At 65.4% G+C, this 15,475-nt stretch carries 14 protein-coding genes, 1 tRNA gene and 2 pseudogenes; 3 read left to right on the top strand and 14 right to left on the bottom strand.

Translation table 11 applies throughout. The annotated features are described in order from the left end of the window. Positions 1-159: 159 nt before the first annotated feature. A pseudogene (locus ACFOD9_RS14165) lies at positions 160-798 on the bottom strand (integrase core domain-containing protein). A 90-nt stretch (positions 799-888) separates the two neighbouring features. On the opposite strand from ACFOD9_RS14165, the pseudogene ACFOD9_RS14170 reads away from it, so the two are divergent. Then, a pseudogene (locus ACFOD9_RS14170) lies at positions 889-1,034 on the top strand (IS630 family transposase); the annotation flags it as partial. A 12-nt stretch (positions 1,035-1,046) separates the two neighbouring features. Here ACFOD9_RS14170 and ACFOD9_RS14175 read toward each other — a convergent pair. Beyond that, the gene (locus ACFOD9_RS14175) at positions 1,047-1,379 is read right to left on the bottom strand and encodes a DUF1905 domain-containing protein (RefSeq protein WP_379510783.1); all 333 of its coding nucleotides are present in this window, start codon (positions 1,377-1,379) and stop codon (positions 1,047-1,049) included. A 74-nt stretch (positions 1,380-1,453) separates the two neighbouring features. Between ACFOD9_RS14175 and ACFOD9_RS14180 the strand changes: the two genes are divergently transcribed. After that, positions 1,454-1,544: transfer RNA gene (locus ACFOD9_RS14180), tRNA-Ser, on the top strand. 790 nt (positions 1,545-2,334) lie between these two features. On the opposite strand, the gene ACFOD9_RS14185 is transcribed toward ACFOD9_RS14180, so the two are convergent. From ACFOD9_RS14185 to ACFOD9_RS14230, 10 genes are all read right to left on the bottom strand, one after another. After that, entirely contained in the window at positions 2,335-2,496 is a 162-nt protein-coding gene (locus tag ACFOD9_RS14185; protein WP_379510784.1) for a hypothetical protein, read from the bottom strand. Next, positions 2,441-3,136 (bottom strand): hypothetical protein, encoded by a 696-nt coding sequence (locus ACFOD9_RS14190; RefSeq protein WP_379510785.1) that lies wholly within the window; start codon positions 3,134-3,136, stop codon positions 2,441-2,443. The genes ACFOD9_RS14185 and ACFOD9_RS14190 overlap by 56 nt, the downstream gene beginning before the upstream one ends. Beyond that, complete coding sequence (locus ACFOD9_RS14195; RefSeq protein ID WP_379510786.1) at positions 3,133-3,666, bottom strand: hypothetical protein; 534 nt, start codon at positions 3,664-3,666, stop codon at positions 3,133-3,135. The genes ACFOD9_RS14190 and ACFOD9_RS14195 overlap by 4 nt, the downstream gene beginning before the upstream one ends. Beyond that, positions 3,663-5,261: a DUF3987 domain-containing protein gene (locus ACFOD9_RS14200; protein WP_379510787.1), complete on the bottom strand. Its 1,599-nt coding sequence runs from the start codon at positions 5,259-5,261 to the stop codon at positions 3,663-3,665. Before ACFOD9_RS14200 ends, ACFOD9_RS14195 begins: the two co-directional genes overlap by 4 nt. Then, positions 5,254-6,063 (bottom strand): toprim domain-containing protein, encoded by an 810-nt coding sequence (locus ACFOD9_RS14205; protein ID WP_379510788.1) that lies wholly within the window; start codon positions 6,061-6,063, stop codon positions 5,254-5,256. The genes ACFOD9_RS14200 and ACFOD9_RS14205 overlap by 8 nt, the downstream gene beginning before the upstream one ends. 180 nt (positions 6,064-6,243) lie before the next feature. Further along, a complete protein-coding gene (locus ACFOD9_RS14210; protein ID WP_379510789.1) occupies positions 6,244-6,435 on the bottom strand; it encodes a helix-turn-helix domain-containing protein in 192 nt (63 codons plus the stop codon). Positions 6,436-6,551: 116 nt separating this feature from the next. After that, positions 6,552-7,289, bottom strand: a complete 738-nt coding sequence (locus ACFOD9_RS14215) for a hypothetical protein (protein WP_379510790.1) — start codon at positions 7,287-7,289, stop codon at positions 6,552-6,554. Positions 7,290-7,469: 180 nt separating this feature from the next. Continuing rightward, positions 7,470-7,748: a hypothetical protein gene (locus ACFOD9_RS14220; protein WP_379510791.1), complete on the bottom strand. Its 279-nt coding sequence runs from the start codon at positions 7,746-7,748 to the stop codon at positions 7,470-7,472. 98 nt (positions 7,749-7,846) lie between these two features. Next, positions 7,847-9,109 carry a tyrosine-type recombinase/integrase gene (locus tag ACFOD9_RS14225; protein ID WP_379510792.1) on the bottom strand — a complete coding sequence of 421 codons (1,263 nt, stop codon included), beginning with the start codon at positions 9,107-9,109 and terminating at the stop codon, positions 7,847-7,849. Positions 9,110-9,503: 394 nt separating this feature from the next. Further along, the gene (locus ACFOD9_RS14230) at positions 9,504-11,972 is read right to left on the bottom strand and encodes a TonB-dependent receptor (protein ID WP_379510793.1); all 2,469 of its coding nucleotides are present in this window, start codon (positions 11,970-11,972) and stop codon (positions 9,504-9,506) included. A gap of 407 nt (positions 11,973-12,379) precedes the next feature. Here ACFOD9_RS14230 and ACFOD9_RS14235 point away from each other — a divergent pair, with 407 nt between their 5' ends. Beyond that, positions 12,380-13,474: an NAD(P)H-dependent amine dehydrogenase family protein gene (locus tag ACFOD9_RS14235; protein ID WP_379510794.1), complete on the top strand. Its 1,095-nt coding sequence runs from the start codon at positions 12,380-12,382 to the stop codon at positions 13,472-13,474. 15 nt (positions 13,475-13,489) lie between these two features. Here the strand turns inward: ACFOD9_RS14235 and ACFOD9_RS14240 are convergent, their stop codons facing one another. Then, a complete protein-coding gene (locus ACFOD9_RS14240) occupies positions 13,490-14,419 on the bottom strand; it encodes an NAD-dependent epimerase/dehydratase family protein (RefSeq protein WP_379510795.1) in 930 nt (309 codons plus the stop codon). Positions 14,420-14,441: 22 nt separating this feature from the next. After that, entirely contained in the window at positions 14,442-15,377 is a 936-nt protein-coding gene (locus ACFOD9_RS14245; RefSeq protein WP_379510796.1) for an NAD-dependent epimerase/dehydratase family protein, read from the bottom strand. Positions 15,378-15,475: the final 98 nt, after the last annotated feature.

Below are 15,475 nucleotides of genomic sequence, written 5' to 3' on the forward strand. Positions count from 1 at the left end.
AGCCCGGTAGCTCGTCAGGCTCATAACCTGAAGGTCGCAGGTTCAAATCCTGCCCCCGCAACCATGTCGACAGCAGCCTCGCGTGATCAGCGGGGCTTTTTTTGTGCCTTTTCCCGGTGTGCCGTGGACACCTGACTTGCCCCCCCACTGGTCCCACGGTCATAACGAGGGGCTGCTGGTTTGATATTCATGCTGCCCCACCGGCACAAGCGGGCCGGGGGTGACGCTTCCATCATGCAGGAACGCCTGACGCGCTTGTGCCGGTGTTTGGTACCCCAGCGATGAGTGCGGCCTCACGTTGTTGTAGTCGTAGCGACAGACTGCCAGCTTGTTCCGGGCGTCAGCCAGACTGTCGAACAGCTCCTCATTCAGGAGCTCGTCGCGCAGCGACCCATTGAACGATTCAATGAATCGCATTCTGCTGCGGCTTGCCAGGATCGATGAAGTGCCACTCGGTCTGGTTCTCGCCGGACCGTCTTGGGATCGACGCCGATCGCTACGCACGCCCGGCGCAGCGAGACCTGGTAGTCTCGCATCTCGGCGGGCGCCGCGTCCTGTTGCCGGCCCGGCGTCGTCAGGCTTTTCCCATCAGGTCCTTCAGGATCGCATTGTCCAGCACGCTTTCGGCCAGCTACCGCTTGAGCTTCCTGTTCTCGTCCTCGAGTTGCCGCAGCCGTCGGGCATCGGACACTTCCAGACCACCGTACTTCGGCTTCAGCTCGTAGAACGTTGCTGGGCTCAGACCATGCTTGCGGCAAACTCCGCAGTCGGCAGCCTAGCGTCACGCTCCTTGATCATCCCGATGATCTGCTCCTTCTTGTGGTGCAGACTCTACATCAGATTGAGGGACCCAGCGGGGGGGGGGCAGGTCACGGTCGACACGAGTAGGCGTTCTCCCGCATCAAGGCCATGCTGTGCAAAGCATGGCGAGGGAACCGTCGGCGGCCCGTGGGACCTGATCGGCAGCCTCGTCGACATCTTCTCCCGACGAATGCGCCAACTACTTCAGCTCATGCGGATACGATCCAGAATGAGTGGAAACCGCTCTAGAAGAGCAGGTCCAGTGCGGCCTCGTCGCCTTCATCAAGGTGTTCGGCCTTGCGGACCGCTGCTTTCACCGGGAGCAGCCATTCCGGCGCGTCCGTGGCTGATTTCTCGGGGAACACCGAGGTCTGCCAGGTGGTCTCGCTGATCGTGGCGCTGACCCGCAGCGAGCCGAAGCCGCGGCTAGAGCCGTCGAGCCGGCGCATCAGCGCGGTTCCGGCGAGGACTTCGGCCGGCTTTCCTGCGATGGTCAGGAAGTGCCAGGCGCCGCCCTTGCCGTCCTTGCCGCCGGTCCAGCGCCACAGCCGCGCCGTGCAGGAGATGTGCTCTTCCATTGCCGGACATTGCCACGTCACGCTGCCTTGCGAAACCCGCCGGCAACGGCTAGGGGCCGCATTCCAGTGCACGCGGAGCGGTGGCCGAGTGGTCGAAGGCGCTCGCCTGGAAAGTGAGTATACGTCAAAAGCGTATCGAGGGTTCGAATCCCTCCCGCTCCGCCATTACCCCGCAGAAAAGCTAGGGTTACGGCACCTCAACCGGCTTTTGCCCATAACTAAGCCTACGATAGCTTTCCGGCAGGTGGCGGCTGGGAGCGAACGGCAGCGACCGAATTTTTTGCCGGACGCCCTCTTGAAATCAGAAATCCCGCAAAGAATCTTTTTTGGCGCACATACCGCCGGAGAATGCGGTTGGCGCAACATTCGCGAGTGCCTTTGCCGATCACGGAGGTGGTTATGGCGGACGTTCTTGTGGTTGTGGCGGTAATCCTGATTACGTTCGTAGTCGGCTATCTCGTAGGCGAATTCGTCTGCCGGCGGTTGAAGCGACCTGAATCTCCTCCCGACTGAATCAGTTCGCCAATCTGCGCATTCGCGCGCGCATGAAGGCTCCAAGAATTTCTGGGTTTAGCGATTGACGCGGGAGCGCGTGCGGTCATGCCAGAGAATTCCCCGGCCCCGCGCGCGCGGGCGAAAAACTGTGTTGGCGTTATCGTAACGGAGACGTGACGGTTTCCCGTTCCGTCGCCCAAGAGATTTGCCTGCCCCCTCCCGTCCAGGCTCATACCAGCCGCGAAAATCAAGCACCGCTAGAAAACTCTCCGCATGGCAGGGCAGGCGGTTCGGCTGGGTAGCGGCTCCAGAGTTTCAGCCCGCCCCGTCCCGTGAAGTGTGAATGCGAAAATTTGGGATCGGGCGCGGTCCAGTGGATCGGCTCGCCAGGGTTTCGCCCGCCCCCTCCCTTGCCGTAATCTTGCGGTCCTCGCGCGCCCGCGCGGAATGCGCGACGGCCTCAAACCTCCAGGTCATCAATCATCCGGCAAAGCGCCCGCACTCGGGCCATGGCAGCCGCAGCGGCAGCCGAGCGCCCGCCATGCTTCCAGGCATTGCGGTTGCCCTTAGGCGCCCCGCTGCCCTTGCCGCCGTGCATCCGGCACCGGGCCTTGTTCTTCACCGCCGGAGATCGGCACGGCTGGCCCGAGCGGGTCCGGGCATGGCAGCGCGGGGCTTGCGCCAGGATCGCCGGTTCCGGTTGCTTGGGGTTGTCCGCCTGATTGTCCATTTTCTCCGCTCCCCCCGTGGTGGTGGAATTGTTCGGCAATGACAGCCTGCCCGCCTTCGTTAACGTGAACGTGGCGCACGGTTTGCTCGCGCGGTTGGTGCAGCTTCGCCAGCGTCTCGATTGCAGCCCGGCTGCCGGCCTGGGCCTTCATGGCGATGCGGGCATAAGTTTCGGTCGCCCCGAGATATTCGCCCATGTTGCAGGCCATGCGGCGGGCCATTTCGGTAAAGATCGCGTCCAGGGTCATGGCCTGGGCGGCAAGAGTCCGGCTGGCAAAGGACAGATCGCCGTTGGCTGCCTTGTCTACCGCCTGCCGAACGGTCGCGCTATAGTCGCCAAGTCCCGGCTCGGCCCCGGTGTGCTTTAACTGCCCCGTGTAAAGGTGGGCAATGGTTTGCCCATGCCGGAAGTCCGGGACTGTGATCGCGCGGGCCGCCGCCTGAAACTTGGTTTCGCCGTCGCGCTGCCGCGCATCCAAGGCGTTGTTCGCCGTCTCTGCCGGGACCTTCGCCTTGTTCTTTCGTGCTGTCATTCCTGCATCTCCCATATTGCCCGCATCGGGCGAAGAGTTCGCCGCCATAGCCATCCGTCCACTTCATCGGATCGCCAGCGTGCAACGGTATCGGTGAAGGTCGCGCGCCTCGCTCCCCGCAGCCGATCGGCAAGCCCGCCCCATCCGTCTAGGGTATCGTCCAGGCCGAACAGGTCGCTTGCGGTCCAGCCAAGGGCTGCCGCGCTCTCCCCGTGCCGATCGGTCAGCCAGCGCGCATCCGCCACCAGTTCGCGCCACCGGGCAGAGGTGAAGCCCTCGGGTGCGGTTGCAGCATCCAGCCGGGCAAGGTGCGCCAGCCATGACGCTGGATCGGCGGCGGTTTCAGGCCTTTCGTCCATTTTCGGAATTGAAGCCGGGCTAAGGGCTAAAGGGGCTAATGGGGCTAAAGTTGGAGCGGTATCGGCCCGAACGGGATCAAGATTAGCCCGTTTAGCCCAATTAGCCCTTAGCCCCCTGCCGTTCTGAATTTCCGCGAGGGCGGCATAGGGATCGAAGTTCAAGGCGTTCATGCCTGCCCCCCGCGCACAATCCGCCAGGCTTCCCGGTGGCGCTTCCCGTCGATCATCGCGCCGTCCGGGATAGGACTTGCCCACCCGTGCGCCACCAGGGCTTCCATGGCCTCCCGCGCGGCCTTGGCAGTTCGCAGGGACTTCGGCTGGCCCAACTGATAGACCGTTGCCAGACCGATCACGTCACCAGGGCGGGACAACAGCCACCGCCGCAGCATATCGGCTCGCTTCATGGCCGGATCGGTGGCGGCGGCATCGGTCAATCGCACCGCTTCATCGGCATAGTATTTCGCCAGCGTTGCCGCATCGGCCAACGTGGCCGCGTCAATCTCGATCGCCTCGGGATCGGCAATCAGGGTCAGGATGCCCGCCAGCCGCACAGCGTTTTCGGGCAACTTGTTGGCGAACGGGCGCACACTCTCTAGCGCCTTGCCAGTGGCCATGGCTCCCGATGTCGCATTGCAAAGGCGCACATACAGGCGGCGGGCATCCTCGCTCAAAGGCAGTTCGTCCAGGTCAATGCCCGCGCTTCGGTCGTGTTCATTCTTCCACCGGATCGGCGAGCGAAGCAGACGCCCGACAACGGCGTTATAGGGAGCCAGGTCACCGGCAGCGCGGGCAGCGGCGGCGCGTTCGGCGGCGGCATCCTCGCTTCGCAACCTGGCATCCGTCCCCGCCAGCGATCCGGGGGCGGACAACAAAAACCGCGCCAGAAAGCCTTGGTCGGCATATTGCGCGTCCCCGAGAAAGTCACCGGCAACGCCCGGCTGGATCATTATGTGCGCGGCAAGGCGGCGGTCATGCAGCACGTTGACGCCATCAAGCGATCGGATGCGCTCCAATCGGGTTCCATCCCACGCTTTACACAGGTTCGCGGTTGTCCCGCTCTTGTTCTCGGCTTTCAGGCTATGGCCGCCAAGAAAGGATGCGCCATCATCGCACAGCATGGCGAGCGAGGGGCGGCCATGCTGATAGATACGGAACAGGCCTTCAAAGGTTTGATCGCCGCCGGGGGCCAGGATCGAAAGCAGGGGCGGCAGAGGTGCCGGTCCTAGATCGTGCAAGGCCGCTTCCAGTGCCGCGCGATCGGCTTTCAACTTGGAATGCAGGTTCTTGGCGGCGGTATCGTGGGCAGCCATCTTGACCGCCCATGCCTGCCGTTCTCCGGCCTCGGCCTCGGCCAACTCGCGCTCATAATCACGCACCGGCTTGAGGGCGAAGCTATCGGCAGTCGATTTGCGTTCGCCCGATTCCAGCACGGTCAGCAGGTAGAGCGAAAGCGGCGTTGCCTTGCCGGTCCCGATCGGCAGCACGGCATTGGCGCGGCCTTGGGCGGCGAGCGAAGCCACCGCCAGCACCGAATTGGCGGCACAGGCGATCGCACATTGCGCCATCCCGGCAATGGCCTTGGCGGCAGGGGCCAGCACGGGGCCAAGCGCGTTGACCGGGTATTCCGGTGCGGCTGGCAGCGGGCGAAAAAGGGGCATCGGCCCCTCGGTCGGGATCGGGCGGGCATTGGCGATGCTGGCAATGGTGGCGGCGTCGTCCAGGTCGGCAAAGTCCCGGCCCGTGTAGGCGGTTGCGGCGTTATCCATGGTGGAGTTCTCCCGGCAGCGCGATAAGCGCGCCTGTGCGCTGCGAGGCGATGCGGGCGGCTTCCATGCCCGCCTTGTCGTCATCGGCAGCGATTATCAGTTGAAGGTCGGGGCGCTTGGCGCGGATGGCGGCGGCAACGTCGGGCAGGTTCCCGGCGGTCATGGCGGCGATCACCGGCAGGCCCGTGGCGCGGCGGACAGCGGCGACAGTCGCCACGCCCTCCCCGATCACCAGCCGGTCGGCAGCCTTGCCGCAATGCCAGAACGTGCCCTTGATCCTGCCGCCAGCGAGGAACCGCTTTTCACCCTCCGGCCCGATCGCCTGAAGGTTCCACAGGTTCCCCTCGGCATCGGCCATCGGAACAATCAGCTTGTCACCTTCCTGCCAAAGCCTCTCAGGGCCGATCCGCTTGCGATTGAGGTAAGGGTGCCCCCGATCGGCTGGACGCGCTCCAGCGAGGCGCTGGCGGGCAATCTCTGCGGCTTGGGCCTGCCGTTCATGCCGTTCGCGCTCCCGTTCGGCCTCGGCCCGGCGGATGGCGTCGCGTTCGGCCTGGGTGAGTTCCCGGCAAGTGCCATCGCGGGCGGGCAGGAAACCGTCCCGGCGAAGCGCATCCTTCACCGCCAGGGCTTCCGCCATCCCCCCGTTGTAACAGGTCACTAGCAGGCCATCCGGCGCGCCCGGTGCCAGCCGCAGGGCGGTTCCCCGATCGCGGCGCGAATGTCCCGGCGTCGGGATAAGGCACTCCCGGCCCGATAGGTTGCCGCCATAGCGCGCGGCGATCGCCTGAAGGTCAATCATGGCAGCCACCCCCGAAGGCCAGCGCCGCCAGCATGACGGCCCTCTCCGGCTGGACCGCCAAGGCCAGGGAAAGGAATTGTGCCCGGTAGGCATCAAGGGTAGCGAGAGGCAGCGACAGGCCCGCAAAGCTATCGCGCGAAGCCCCGCCATGATCCGGCGGGGTTTTGCATTTCCGGGGCATCAGCGCGCAGCCTCGCCCTCGATCAGCGCCCGCAGGCTGCCGGCAGGGATCAAGGTGCGGTTGCCGATGCGACGGGCCTCCAGCCGGCCCTCGGCAATCAGCGCGTAAATCTTGGTCTTGCCCAGCGTCGAAACGCGGCAGGCATCCGCGACCGAATAGGCCAGCGGCTCGGGATTGGGTGCGGTATTCATTCTATCGGCTCCGTTTCCGTTCGCAGGAAAGCGGGGCCGATTGTCGGTTGCCGTGGCGGTCAGGTCAGCCGGTTAGAGCCGGAATTGGCCGGAAATGGCGGCTAGGATTTTCCGGCCTAGCGCACCCGCTGCAAAACCGCGTTTATCACGGGCTGGACGGTGGAACGCGATGGCTCGCCGTGCCCACGTTCATTCATGCGCCGGAAAATCTCAGCGAGCATTTCCGATTGGCCTTCGGTTCCCGTCCCTTGCGGGGGGCCGCTATCATGGAGGTAAACGGCCAGTTCCTCGGCAAACGCAGGCCACCAATTGGCAGCCGGTCGTCCTTTGCCAGATCGAGAGGGAAGAGCGGACGTTTGCGGAGGACCATAGATCAGCCTGCCCTGCAATCGGACCACCTCTGTTGTCATTTCGTCCAATGCGGATTCTAGTTCAACAATGCGAGATGAATTCTCGGGCGCGACTTGGCAGGCATCCATCCAAGGCAGCGCGCTCGCCTCGAAAGCAACGCCAAATGCCTTTCCCCAACAGGGAAGGTCGCTCCAATCGGCCCCGTGATCGTATCTAAAATCTCCGACGATCCAATCTGCCTCGCGGTCTATCGGTCTTGCCGCAACCCAGTTCCTCCAGAACGTTTTTGGAACGGCTTCGTCAGTCTTAGTTACGAGAAATTCCTCGGTGGACGTGTATTCTACAAAACTGGCGCGTGTTGGCACTTGCCCAGATGCGAGCCGGGCCAAAAGAGTTTCCTCGGCAGCATTCAAACAGACGTCAAAATCTGCAAGCCTGCCAGACATCTCGTGGAGCCGCGCAAGTGATTGAACCGCTTCTGCCGGATTAACCCAGTTCGCCATGCCCCCGCCTCCCGAGCGGTTCCCAAAGGTGGAGCGGGGAAGCGCATGGGAAGTGCGCTTGTCGGCTGGCCGGCCTATCCCCGCCGTCACGTTATGCCCGGCTGGGGCATTTTGTCAGGCACCCTCGGCCCGCAATCCCCAGCCGGTCAAATGTCGCAGTTGTCGCAATGTCGCAGGGGGTCAGTGTTTCGCAGCAATTTCGATTTGCTCGCCCAGGTCGCCAGCCGCGCGCGCCGCTTCGCGCGCCATCCGGCAGAAAACGACAATGCGGTCTAGCGCCTCCAAATGCGCCGCGCCCGCAACTTCGCCGCCGCAGACCAGATCATCGCTGGCAGCATCAATCGCCGCGATCAAATGCGACGCTTCGCGGGCACGAGCCTGCACCTCCAGGGCAAGGGAATTGATCGCCCGAAAGGCATTGTCCGGCTGGGGTTCGGTTGTCATTGCGAGGTCAGCCATATTCTCGACTCCAGTTAGTCGGTTGTGGTCAGGACCGGCGGGGAAGGTCGCATCTCCCCGCCGGCCCGCTTCCATCGGGCACCGCGCCCGGTGAAACTCTATCCGGCCTTCGCCCTTATCGGCTTCACATTGCCCCCAGCCGCGACAGGCGAGGCGGCATAAGCCGCCCATGCCTCCATCAGCTTGCGCCGCTTGTCGAACAGGTCGCCGCGCCGATAGGCTGCCTCGGCCTTGTTCCCGATCACGTGCGCTAGCGCCATTTCGCAGACTTCATGGGAAAAGCCGGTGCGCTCGGCAGCCCAATCGCGGAATGTGGAGCGGAATCCATGAACCGTGATCGCCTCCAGCTTCATCCGCCGCAACAGCATCGCCATGGCCATGCCGGACAGGGTCTTGCCCTTGGCGGAAGGGAAAACAGGTGCATCCGGTTCGGCGCGGGTCCGCAAGCCCTTGGCAATCTCCACCAGGGCCATAGCGCGCGGCGATAGCGGAACGCGATGCTCTTTCCCCGCCTTCATGCGCCCGGCTGGAATCGTCCATAGCGCCGCCTCCAGATCAATCTCGCCCCATGTAGCCCCCAGCACCTCGCCCGAGCGCGCGGCGGTCAGGATGGTGAATTCCAGCGCCCGAGCGGCAACGGCATCGCGCCCCCGCAGATCGGCCATGAAGCCGGGCAGATCGGCATAGGGCAGCGCGGCATGATTGCCCCGCGTATGCCGCGCCCGCTTGGGCAACAGGTGGTCAAGGTGCCCGCGCCAGCGCGCCGGGTTCTCCCCCGAGCGCAGCCCTTGCACCTTCGCCGCGTCCAGAATGTTCTCTATCCGCCCGCGCACCCGGCTGGCAGTCTCGGGCTTGGCCTTCCAGATCGGCTCCAGTGCCTCCATCACGTGCGCCGTTTCAATCTGCGAAACCGGCAGATCGCCAAAGACGGGATAGGCATAGGCTACCAGCGTGGCGCGCCATTGCGCCCGATGCTTGCCGTTGCGCCAGCTATCCTCCCGCAGATCAATGAAGGCCTCGGCCACCTCCCGGAACGGCTTTGCTGCCAATGCCGCTGCCTGCACCTTTGCCGCCACCTTGCGGGCCACCGTCCGCTTCCCTTCGATCATCTCGCCTTGTGCCGCCTGGGCAGCCAGCGCGCGGACCATGTCGCGGGCCTTGGTCAACGGGATCGCGTTCGGCCCAGCCGCCGGCCCTATGCCAACGTCACGCGCCTTGCCGCCTATGGTGGAGCGGAACAGCCAGGACCGCGCCCCGCCGGCCTGCACCCGCAGATAAAGCCCCCCGCCATCAGCATGGCGACCGATGCCGGCATTCTTGACCATGATCGGATTGAGCGCGTTGTGCAGCTTGCGGGGCATTAGGCGGATACTCTCTCTTGCCCATGATGTTGCCCATTAAAATATCGCGGTTGCCCATAAACGCAAGCGGCCATCCGCGAACCGTTGCGGAAAAGCCCTTTCAGAAAGCGGCGGCATTGCTGGGGTTTATAGGTTCCGTCCGGTCGCCAGCGGCGGATAGTTTGGCGGACTCCCGCTCCGCCACCGGCCTTCGGGCCTGATCCATCGACTATTGATTTCCGCCCCCGATCCTGCGGGATTGGGCGGGGCTTGCTGATTGCGGCTGGCACCCGGGAACTTCGGCTTTCAGTTCGGTTAAGCGCGGCGGAACGAAAAAAAGGCCGGACGCCACGGGTGTGGCGTCCGGCCTGTGTTGCGTGGCGGTGGCTGCCGGGCAGCCCCCGCTCCATCAAAGTCAGCGCGATCCGAAGCTGTAGCGCACTTGCACCCCCAGTTCCCGCGGTTGGGTCGAGAACACGGTGCTCAGGCCGCTGGGGCCGAAAGTCCCGTCAAGGCCCGCCATCGGATTGGCCGGATTGGTGTTCACCACGATCAGCTTGTTGAACACGTTCTTGGCATAGACCCCGATGTCCCAAGCCCCGTCAGGCGAGCGCAGGCCGCCGAACACGTCGACCAGCATATAGGGAGCAACCCGATCGTAGGCCGCCACGCCGTTGACGATGCCCTTGAAGTTCGGGTTTGCGCCCTGGTAGTTGGCGAGGAACCGGAGGTAGCCGTTGAACGGCCCGAGCGGCACGTCGTAGCTGCCGTTGACGCTGGCCTGGAAGGGCGGGTTGACGTTGAAGCCAATTCCGGCCGGCACCGTGCACCGGGCGATGGGATTGGTGGCCGTCGGCGGATTGGCCGGATCGTTGCAGGGCAGCAGGTTCACGCGCGAAGAGATCTTCGAGTAGCTGACATTGGCTGCCAGGCTGAGGTTGCGAGTCGGGTCGAACCCGATTTCCGCCTCGAGTCCGCGAACCCGCACGTCGGCATTCTGGTTGAAACCGACGCTGGTCTTGGCGACGGCTGCCTTGCCGACGTCCCAGAAGTTCACGTCGCGGAACGTGTTGATCTGGCCCTTGTAGTTGATCTGGAACACCGCAAGGTTGAACCAGGCCTTCCGATCCGCGAACGATGACTTGAGGCCCAGTTCGAAGGAGGTCGCCCGTTCCGGACGGGTCTGCGCCAACGAGATGTCATTGGTGGCCGTGCCGATGTTGGGAACGCCCGTGCGATAGGAACTGCCGACGGTCCCGTAGACCAGCAGGTCATCGCTGAACTTGCGCGAGAGCGACACGTTGTAGATGAACGGGTGGAACTTTTCCTTGTAGTCCTGGTCTATGACCACGGCCTGTGCCCGGATCGTGTCGCAGAACGAGGCGCCATAGAGTGCGCTCGCCGTACCCCCGATGAAGGCGCAGCCCGGCGCTCCGCCGACCAGCGCATTGGGCAGCGTGAGCGTGCCCTGGAGGGTCGAACCGACCGTCCGGAACGGGCGGGTGTCGCTCATATAGCGGCCGCCCACGGTCAGTTCGAAGCCATGCGGCAAGTGCAGCATGACATTGGCATAGGCCGAATAGCTGCGTTCCCGCGCCCGGATGTCGAGCAGGATCGGCAGGGCATAGAAGTTCGGGATCGCCGGATTGGTCACGTAGGGGCTCGGCGCGGCAACGATCGGCGCGCCGAAGGCGCCGGGCAGGAACGAGGCGATCTGCTGGTTCTGCAGGTCCAGGTTGAGCCCGTAGTAGTAGAGGCCGACGTCGTAATCCCAGAAGCGGTCGCCGCGGATCGACGACAGACGCAGTTCGTGCGTCATGACGACGTTGTCCTTGCTCCTGGCGTTGCGGGGCGCAACCACCGTCGGGTCGTAGCCGATCAGCATATTGGCCGTATCGGGCGAAGCGGTGGACGGCCCGCCGCTCTTGTCGTAGCCGAAGATGTAGCTCAGCCGCTGCCCGGCGACATCGATGTTCAGGTTGGCCGAGATCAGGTCGGAATTGCCCTTCGACGTGTTCGGAATCCCCATGACCGAGAGGAAGTCCTCGCCCTTGATCGTGCGGCCGCCGGTGTTGTAGGCCGCCGGCAGCACCAGGGTGGCGCCGAATGGCGACGAGGTCGTGAACCCCGGGCTGCCCGCGCCCACCACCTGGAGGTAGGTGCGCGCCTCGTTGTGGTTGTGGGCATACATCACGTTGAAGTTGACCGAATCCGACGGCTCGTAGCGAACCGAGATGCGGCCATTGATGTTCTTGTTGTGCGAATGCTCGTTGGTGATGATGCTGCGGACGGGCGTATCATAGGTTTCGTAGAAGCCCGCCAGGCGCACGGCCAGCTTGCCCGGGATGATCGGGAAGCTCACCGCGCCCTGCACCTGCCGGCGCTCGCGGCTGGCGAACTGGCCGGAAATGTAGCCACCCGCCTCGAACAGGTTGGGGCGGCGGGTGGTCAGCGTGACGGCGCCCGAGATCGAGGGCCGGCCGCGCGCCGTGCCCTGCGGACCGCGCAGGACTTCGACCTGGCCGATATCGTAGAGGCTGGCCTGGATGCTGCCCGGCGAGAAGGCCACTTCGTTCAGGTAGAACGGGATGGCGGGCGTTCCCCCGGTCGGCGACCAGCGAATCCCGCGCAGCGAGATGCCGCCGTCAAGACCGTCGCCGCCACCAAAGCTCAGGCCCGGGGCAAGCTTGGCGATATCGTTGAAGTTGGTGATGGCGAGCCGATCCAGCTTGTCGCCGGTGACCACCTGGATGCTGACCGGAACATCCTGCAGCCGTTCATCCCCGCGACGCGCGGTGACGACGATGTCGGTGGGGTTGGCATTGCTTTCGGCTGCTGCCGCATTCTGCCCGGAGCCGCCTGCTGCCTGGGCGTGGGCGGCCATCGGCATTGCCGCCAGAATTGCGGCCGTCAGCGGAGCGTAGACGTAGTTTGCCCGTCGATTCCTCATGTCAGCACCCTCCCGTTCGTTGGGGATTGGTCCCCACTCTAAACGTGTTAGCGGTAACTGCCTGGAGAGCCTTTGGCAAGGCCTTCCGGTCCGCCCGGCAATTGCAGTTAGTGGTGTGGTTCATCGCGGCAAGGCCCACGTCATGCCGGCCGCCAAGGTGGTCGGACGGCCCGGGCCTTCGTGCGCGCCGCCCTGCTCGCCGCGCCCGGCTTCTGGGCCGGGGCCGGCCCGCCGATTTCGACAGGCCGTTCGCCCGCTGCGCCGCGCGCGACCCCTCGCGCTGTTTACAGACCCGTCCCGACCGGCCCACAGTCCGGCCAGACAGAACAGGGAGACAAGGCATGGGCTTGCGCGTTGTGCATTGCGGAAGCGGGGCGATGGGGCGGCGGGCGCTTCGGGGCATTCTCGATCACCCCGATCTCGAACTGGTTGGCCAATATGTCTGGTCGGCGGACAAGGCCGGCAAGGATTCGGGCGAGCTGTGCGGGCGGGCGCCGGTGGGCGTGCGGGCCACCACCGATTGGGCCGAACTGCTCGCGCTCGATGCCGATTGCGTCTGCTATTTCGGGCGGACCATGCCCGGCGATGCGGAAGCGACCATCGCCGATATGCTGCCGTTCCTGGCGGCGGGCACCAACGTGGTCCACTTCTCCGCCTTCGAATTCGCCCATCCGCCCACCGCTCCGGCCCGGGCGCGCGAACTGGTGGAGGCGGCCTGCGCCAAGGGGGGCAGCAGCTTCTTCTTCACCGGGATCGATCCGGGCTGGGCCACGACCGACCTTGCCATCGCCGCGCTTGCCGCGGCTGACCGGGTAGACTGCGTGCGGGTGCTCGAATTGGGATGGATGGGCAACTATGCCTCGCAGTCGTTGCGCGAGATCTTCGGCTTCGGCATTGCGCCGGGAACCACGCCGGGGATGCTTCGCGACGGCAAGCTGATGGGCCTGTGGGCGCCCACGCTTCATGCCATCGCCGACGTGCTGGGCGTGGAGATCGAGGATTGGGAAACCCATTTCGAGGTCGATACCCTTGATCACGATATCGAGGCCGGGATCGGCACGGTGGCGGCGGGCACCGCGGTGGTGCTCCATTTCGAGCTGCGCGCGCTGTCGGGCGGCAAGCCGATCGCCATTGTCGAGCACGTCGACAAGGTCTGGCGCGATGCCGGGCGGCAATGGAAATCGCAGCACGCCCCGGTCGACCTTGCCCACCGGATCGAGATCGAGGGCGATCCCAATTTTACTCTCGAAGTGGCCTATGCGCCCGATGGATCGACCGGCGGGGCCACGGTCATGCCGGTGGTGAACGCCATTCCGGCGGTCTGCGCGGCGCGGCCCGGCCTGCTCGGCCCGCTGGATGTGCCGCGCTACTGGGCGCGCAATGTCCGCAAGTCGGCCCGGCGCAAGGCGGACCCGGGCGCGGCCTTCCGGGCCTGAGCCGGGCGCGAAAGGTCAGTCGGCCAGGCCGATCGCCGCGCCGTGGCGCTGGTCGAACAGGCGGCGGTAGCCTTGCGCGAAGCGGACCGTCGCGGGGCCGGTGATCGCCCGGCGCCTGGTCTGGTCCGAGCCGCCGGTGCGGGTCGTGCCGGGCACCGGCACGGTGTTGATCCGCACCGCCTTGCCCGACCATTCGCCCACCATCGCGCACCATTCCTGCAAGGTCACCACCTCGTCGCCGCCCCAGTTGACCACGGTGGCGGGCGTGGAGGCGGCGTCCAGCATGGCTTCGAGCTGGCCGCACAGATCATCGGTGTGGATCGGGTGGTGGGGGTTGGGATCCCAGCGCGCGGCGATCTCGCGCCCGGCCATGATCGAGTCCATGTGCATGGTCGGCAGGAACCGCGGCGATTGGCCATAGACCGTGTTGAGCCGGGGGATCACCACCGGCAGGTTGAAGGCGCGGGCGCAGAACCGCGCCACGGCCTCCTGCGCCACCTTGGCCATGCCGCTGGTGGGCGACCACGGGGTGAGCGCATTGCCGATCGGGCTGTCCTCGGCCGGATAGGCATGGGGATCGTCCACGGCCGAATAGACCGCGCCCGATGACATGACGAGCGCCGCCCTGGCCTTGCGGCAATGGTGCAGCACGTGGCCGGTGCCTTCGCCGTTGATCCGTACGGCGCCGTCGTAGTCGGTCGCGCCGCCGCGATGGAAGGCGAGGTGGAGCACATAGGTGAAGTTGTCGGGCAGGGCCGAAAGGTCGCCGCTGCCGACATCGACCTGCACCGGCCGCGCGCCCAGCGCGCGCACCTTGTCTGCGCCCGCCGGGTCGGCGAACCGCGCGGCGCCCCACACCTCGTTGTCGGCGGCGAGATGGCGGATCAGCGGCTGGGCAACCTCGCCGGTGGCCCCGGTTACCAGGATCCTGGCATCGCGGATCATTCCGCGCGCGCCCCGATCCGGCTCACGCCCGGGCCACGGGCCGGCCCCGCATATGCGCCTCGGCCATTTCCCGCATCCCGTCCTTCCAGTGGACCTTGCACGGGCCGGTTATCGCCATGCGCCTGGCCGTGTCGAGCGCGACCCCGGTCTGCGAGCCGGGAAAGTGCCGCGAGACGACATCGGGCGTCACACCCAGCAATTCCCCGAAGAAGGCGGCCATGTCCTGGGCCGAAACCGCCTCGTCGCCGCCCCAGTTGACGATCGGGCAGTCCACCGAGGCGGCCCCCAGCATGGCTTCGAGCTGGTCGAAGATGTCGCGGTCGTGGATCGGGCTGTAGGGATTGGGATCGCCGCGCAGCACTAGTTGCTGGCCGTCGCGGATCGTGTCGAACAAGCGGCCGGGCAGGGCGCCGTTGCCGGTCTCGCCATAGGCGGCGTTGAGGCGGCAGATGATGGTCGGGATCTGCATCTGCAGCGCGCAGAACCGGGCCACCGCCTCCTGGCTGATCTTCGACATCGAATAGGTGGGGGTGCCGGGGAGGTTGGCATCGCCGATCGGATCGGTTTCGCGGAAGGCGTGCCACGGATCGGGATTGGGCTTGTAGACCGAGGTGGTCGACATCGAGAGAAACGCCCTGGCCCCCTTGCAATGGGTCATCAGCAGGCCGGTGCCCACGGCGTTGACCCGGATCGCCCGCTGATAGTCCAATCCGGCGGCCGAGGTGATCGCGCTCAGGTGGATCACATAGTCAAAATCCCGGGGCACGCCGCTGAAATCGGGCGCTTCGAGGTCCACCGCCAGGGTGGTCACCCCCAGCGCCTCGACCTTGCGGCGCTCGGCCGGATTGCCGAACCGCGACAGGCCCCAGACCTCGTTGTTCTGGACCAGCGAGCGGGCCAGCGGATAGCCGACATTGCCGGCGGCGCCGGTGATCAGGATCTTCCTGCCCTTCAACATGATTGCTTCCTCCCGTTCGCGCCCTGGCCCGGCTTCGCGCCACCCCCCGCGATAGCGGCGCCTGGCCGCGGTGCGGTTGCCGGGCGCCGGCCCGGCGA

This window comes from Novosphingobium bradum, assembly GCF_042646485.1.
Lineage (GTDB): Bacteria > Pseudomonadota > Alphaproteobacteria > Sphingomonadales > Sphingomonadaceae > Novosphingobium > Novosphingobium bradum.

Excerpts from the sequence above, each read along its gene's own strand:
- ACFOD9_RS14175 (WP_379510783.1), bottom strand. The coding sequence starts at position 1,379 with ATGGAAGAGCACATCTCCTGCACGGCGCGGCTGTGGCGCTGGACCGGC.
- ACFOD9_RS14190 (WP_379510785.1), bottom strand. The coding sequence starts at position 3,136 with ATGACAGCACGAAAGAACAAGGCGAAGGTCCCGGCAGAGACGGCGAAC.
- ACFOD9_RS14195 (WP_379510786.1), bottom strand. The coding sequence starts at position 3,666 with ATGAACGCCTTGAACTTCGATCCCTATGCCGCCCTCGCGGAAATTCAG.
- ACFOD9_RS14200 (WP_379510787.1), bottom strand. The coding sequence starts at position 5,261 with ATGGATAACGCCGCAACCGCCTACACGGGCCGGGACTTTGCCGACCTG.
- ACFOD9_RS14205 (WP_379510788.1), bottom strand. The coding sequence starts at position 6,063 with ATGATTGACCTTCAGGCGATCGCCGCGCGCTATGGCGGCAACCTATCG.
- ACFOD9_RS14210 (WP_379510789.1), bottom strand. The coding sequence starts at position 6,435 with ATGAATACCGCACCCAATCCCGAGCCGCTGGCCTATTCGGTCGCGGAT.
- ACFOD9_RS14215 (WP_379510790.1), bottom strand. The coding sequence starts at position 7,289 with ATGGCGAACTGGGTTAATCCGGCAGAAGCGGTTCAATCACTTGCGCGG.
- ACFOD9_RS14220 (WP_379510791.1), bottom strand. The coding sequence starts at position 7,748 with ATGGCTGACCTCGCAATGACAACCGAACCCCAGCCGGACAATGCCTTT.
- ACFOD9_RS14225 (WP_379510792.1), bottom strand. The coding sequence starts at position 9,109 with ATGCCCCGCAAGCTGCACAACGCGCTCAATCCGATCATGGTCAAGAAT.
- ACFOD9_RS14230 (WP_379510793.1), bottom strand. The coding sequence starts at position 11,972 with ATGGCCGCCCACGCCCAGGCAGCAGGCGGCTCCGGGCAGAATGCGGCA.
- ACFOD9_RS14235 (WP_379510794.1), top strand. The coding sequence starts at position 12,380 with ATGGGCTTGCGCGTTGTGCATTGCGGAAGCGGGGCGATGGGGCGGCGG.
- ACFOD9_RS14240 (WP_379510795.1), bottom strand. The coding sequence starts at position 14,419 with ATGATCCGCGATGCCAGGATCCTGGTAACCGGGGCCACCGGCGAGGTT.
- ACFOD9_RS14245 (WP_379510796.1), bottom strand. The coding sequence starts at position 15,377 with ATGTTGAAGGGCAGGAAGATCCTGATCACCGGCGCCGCCGGCAATGTC.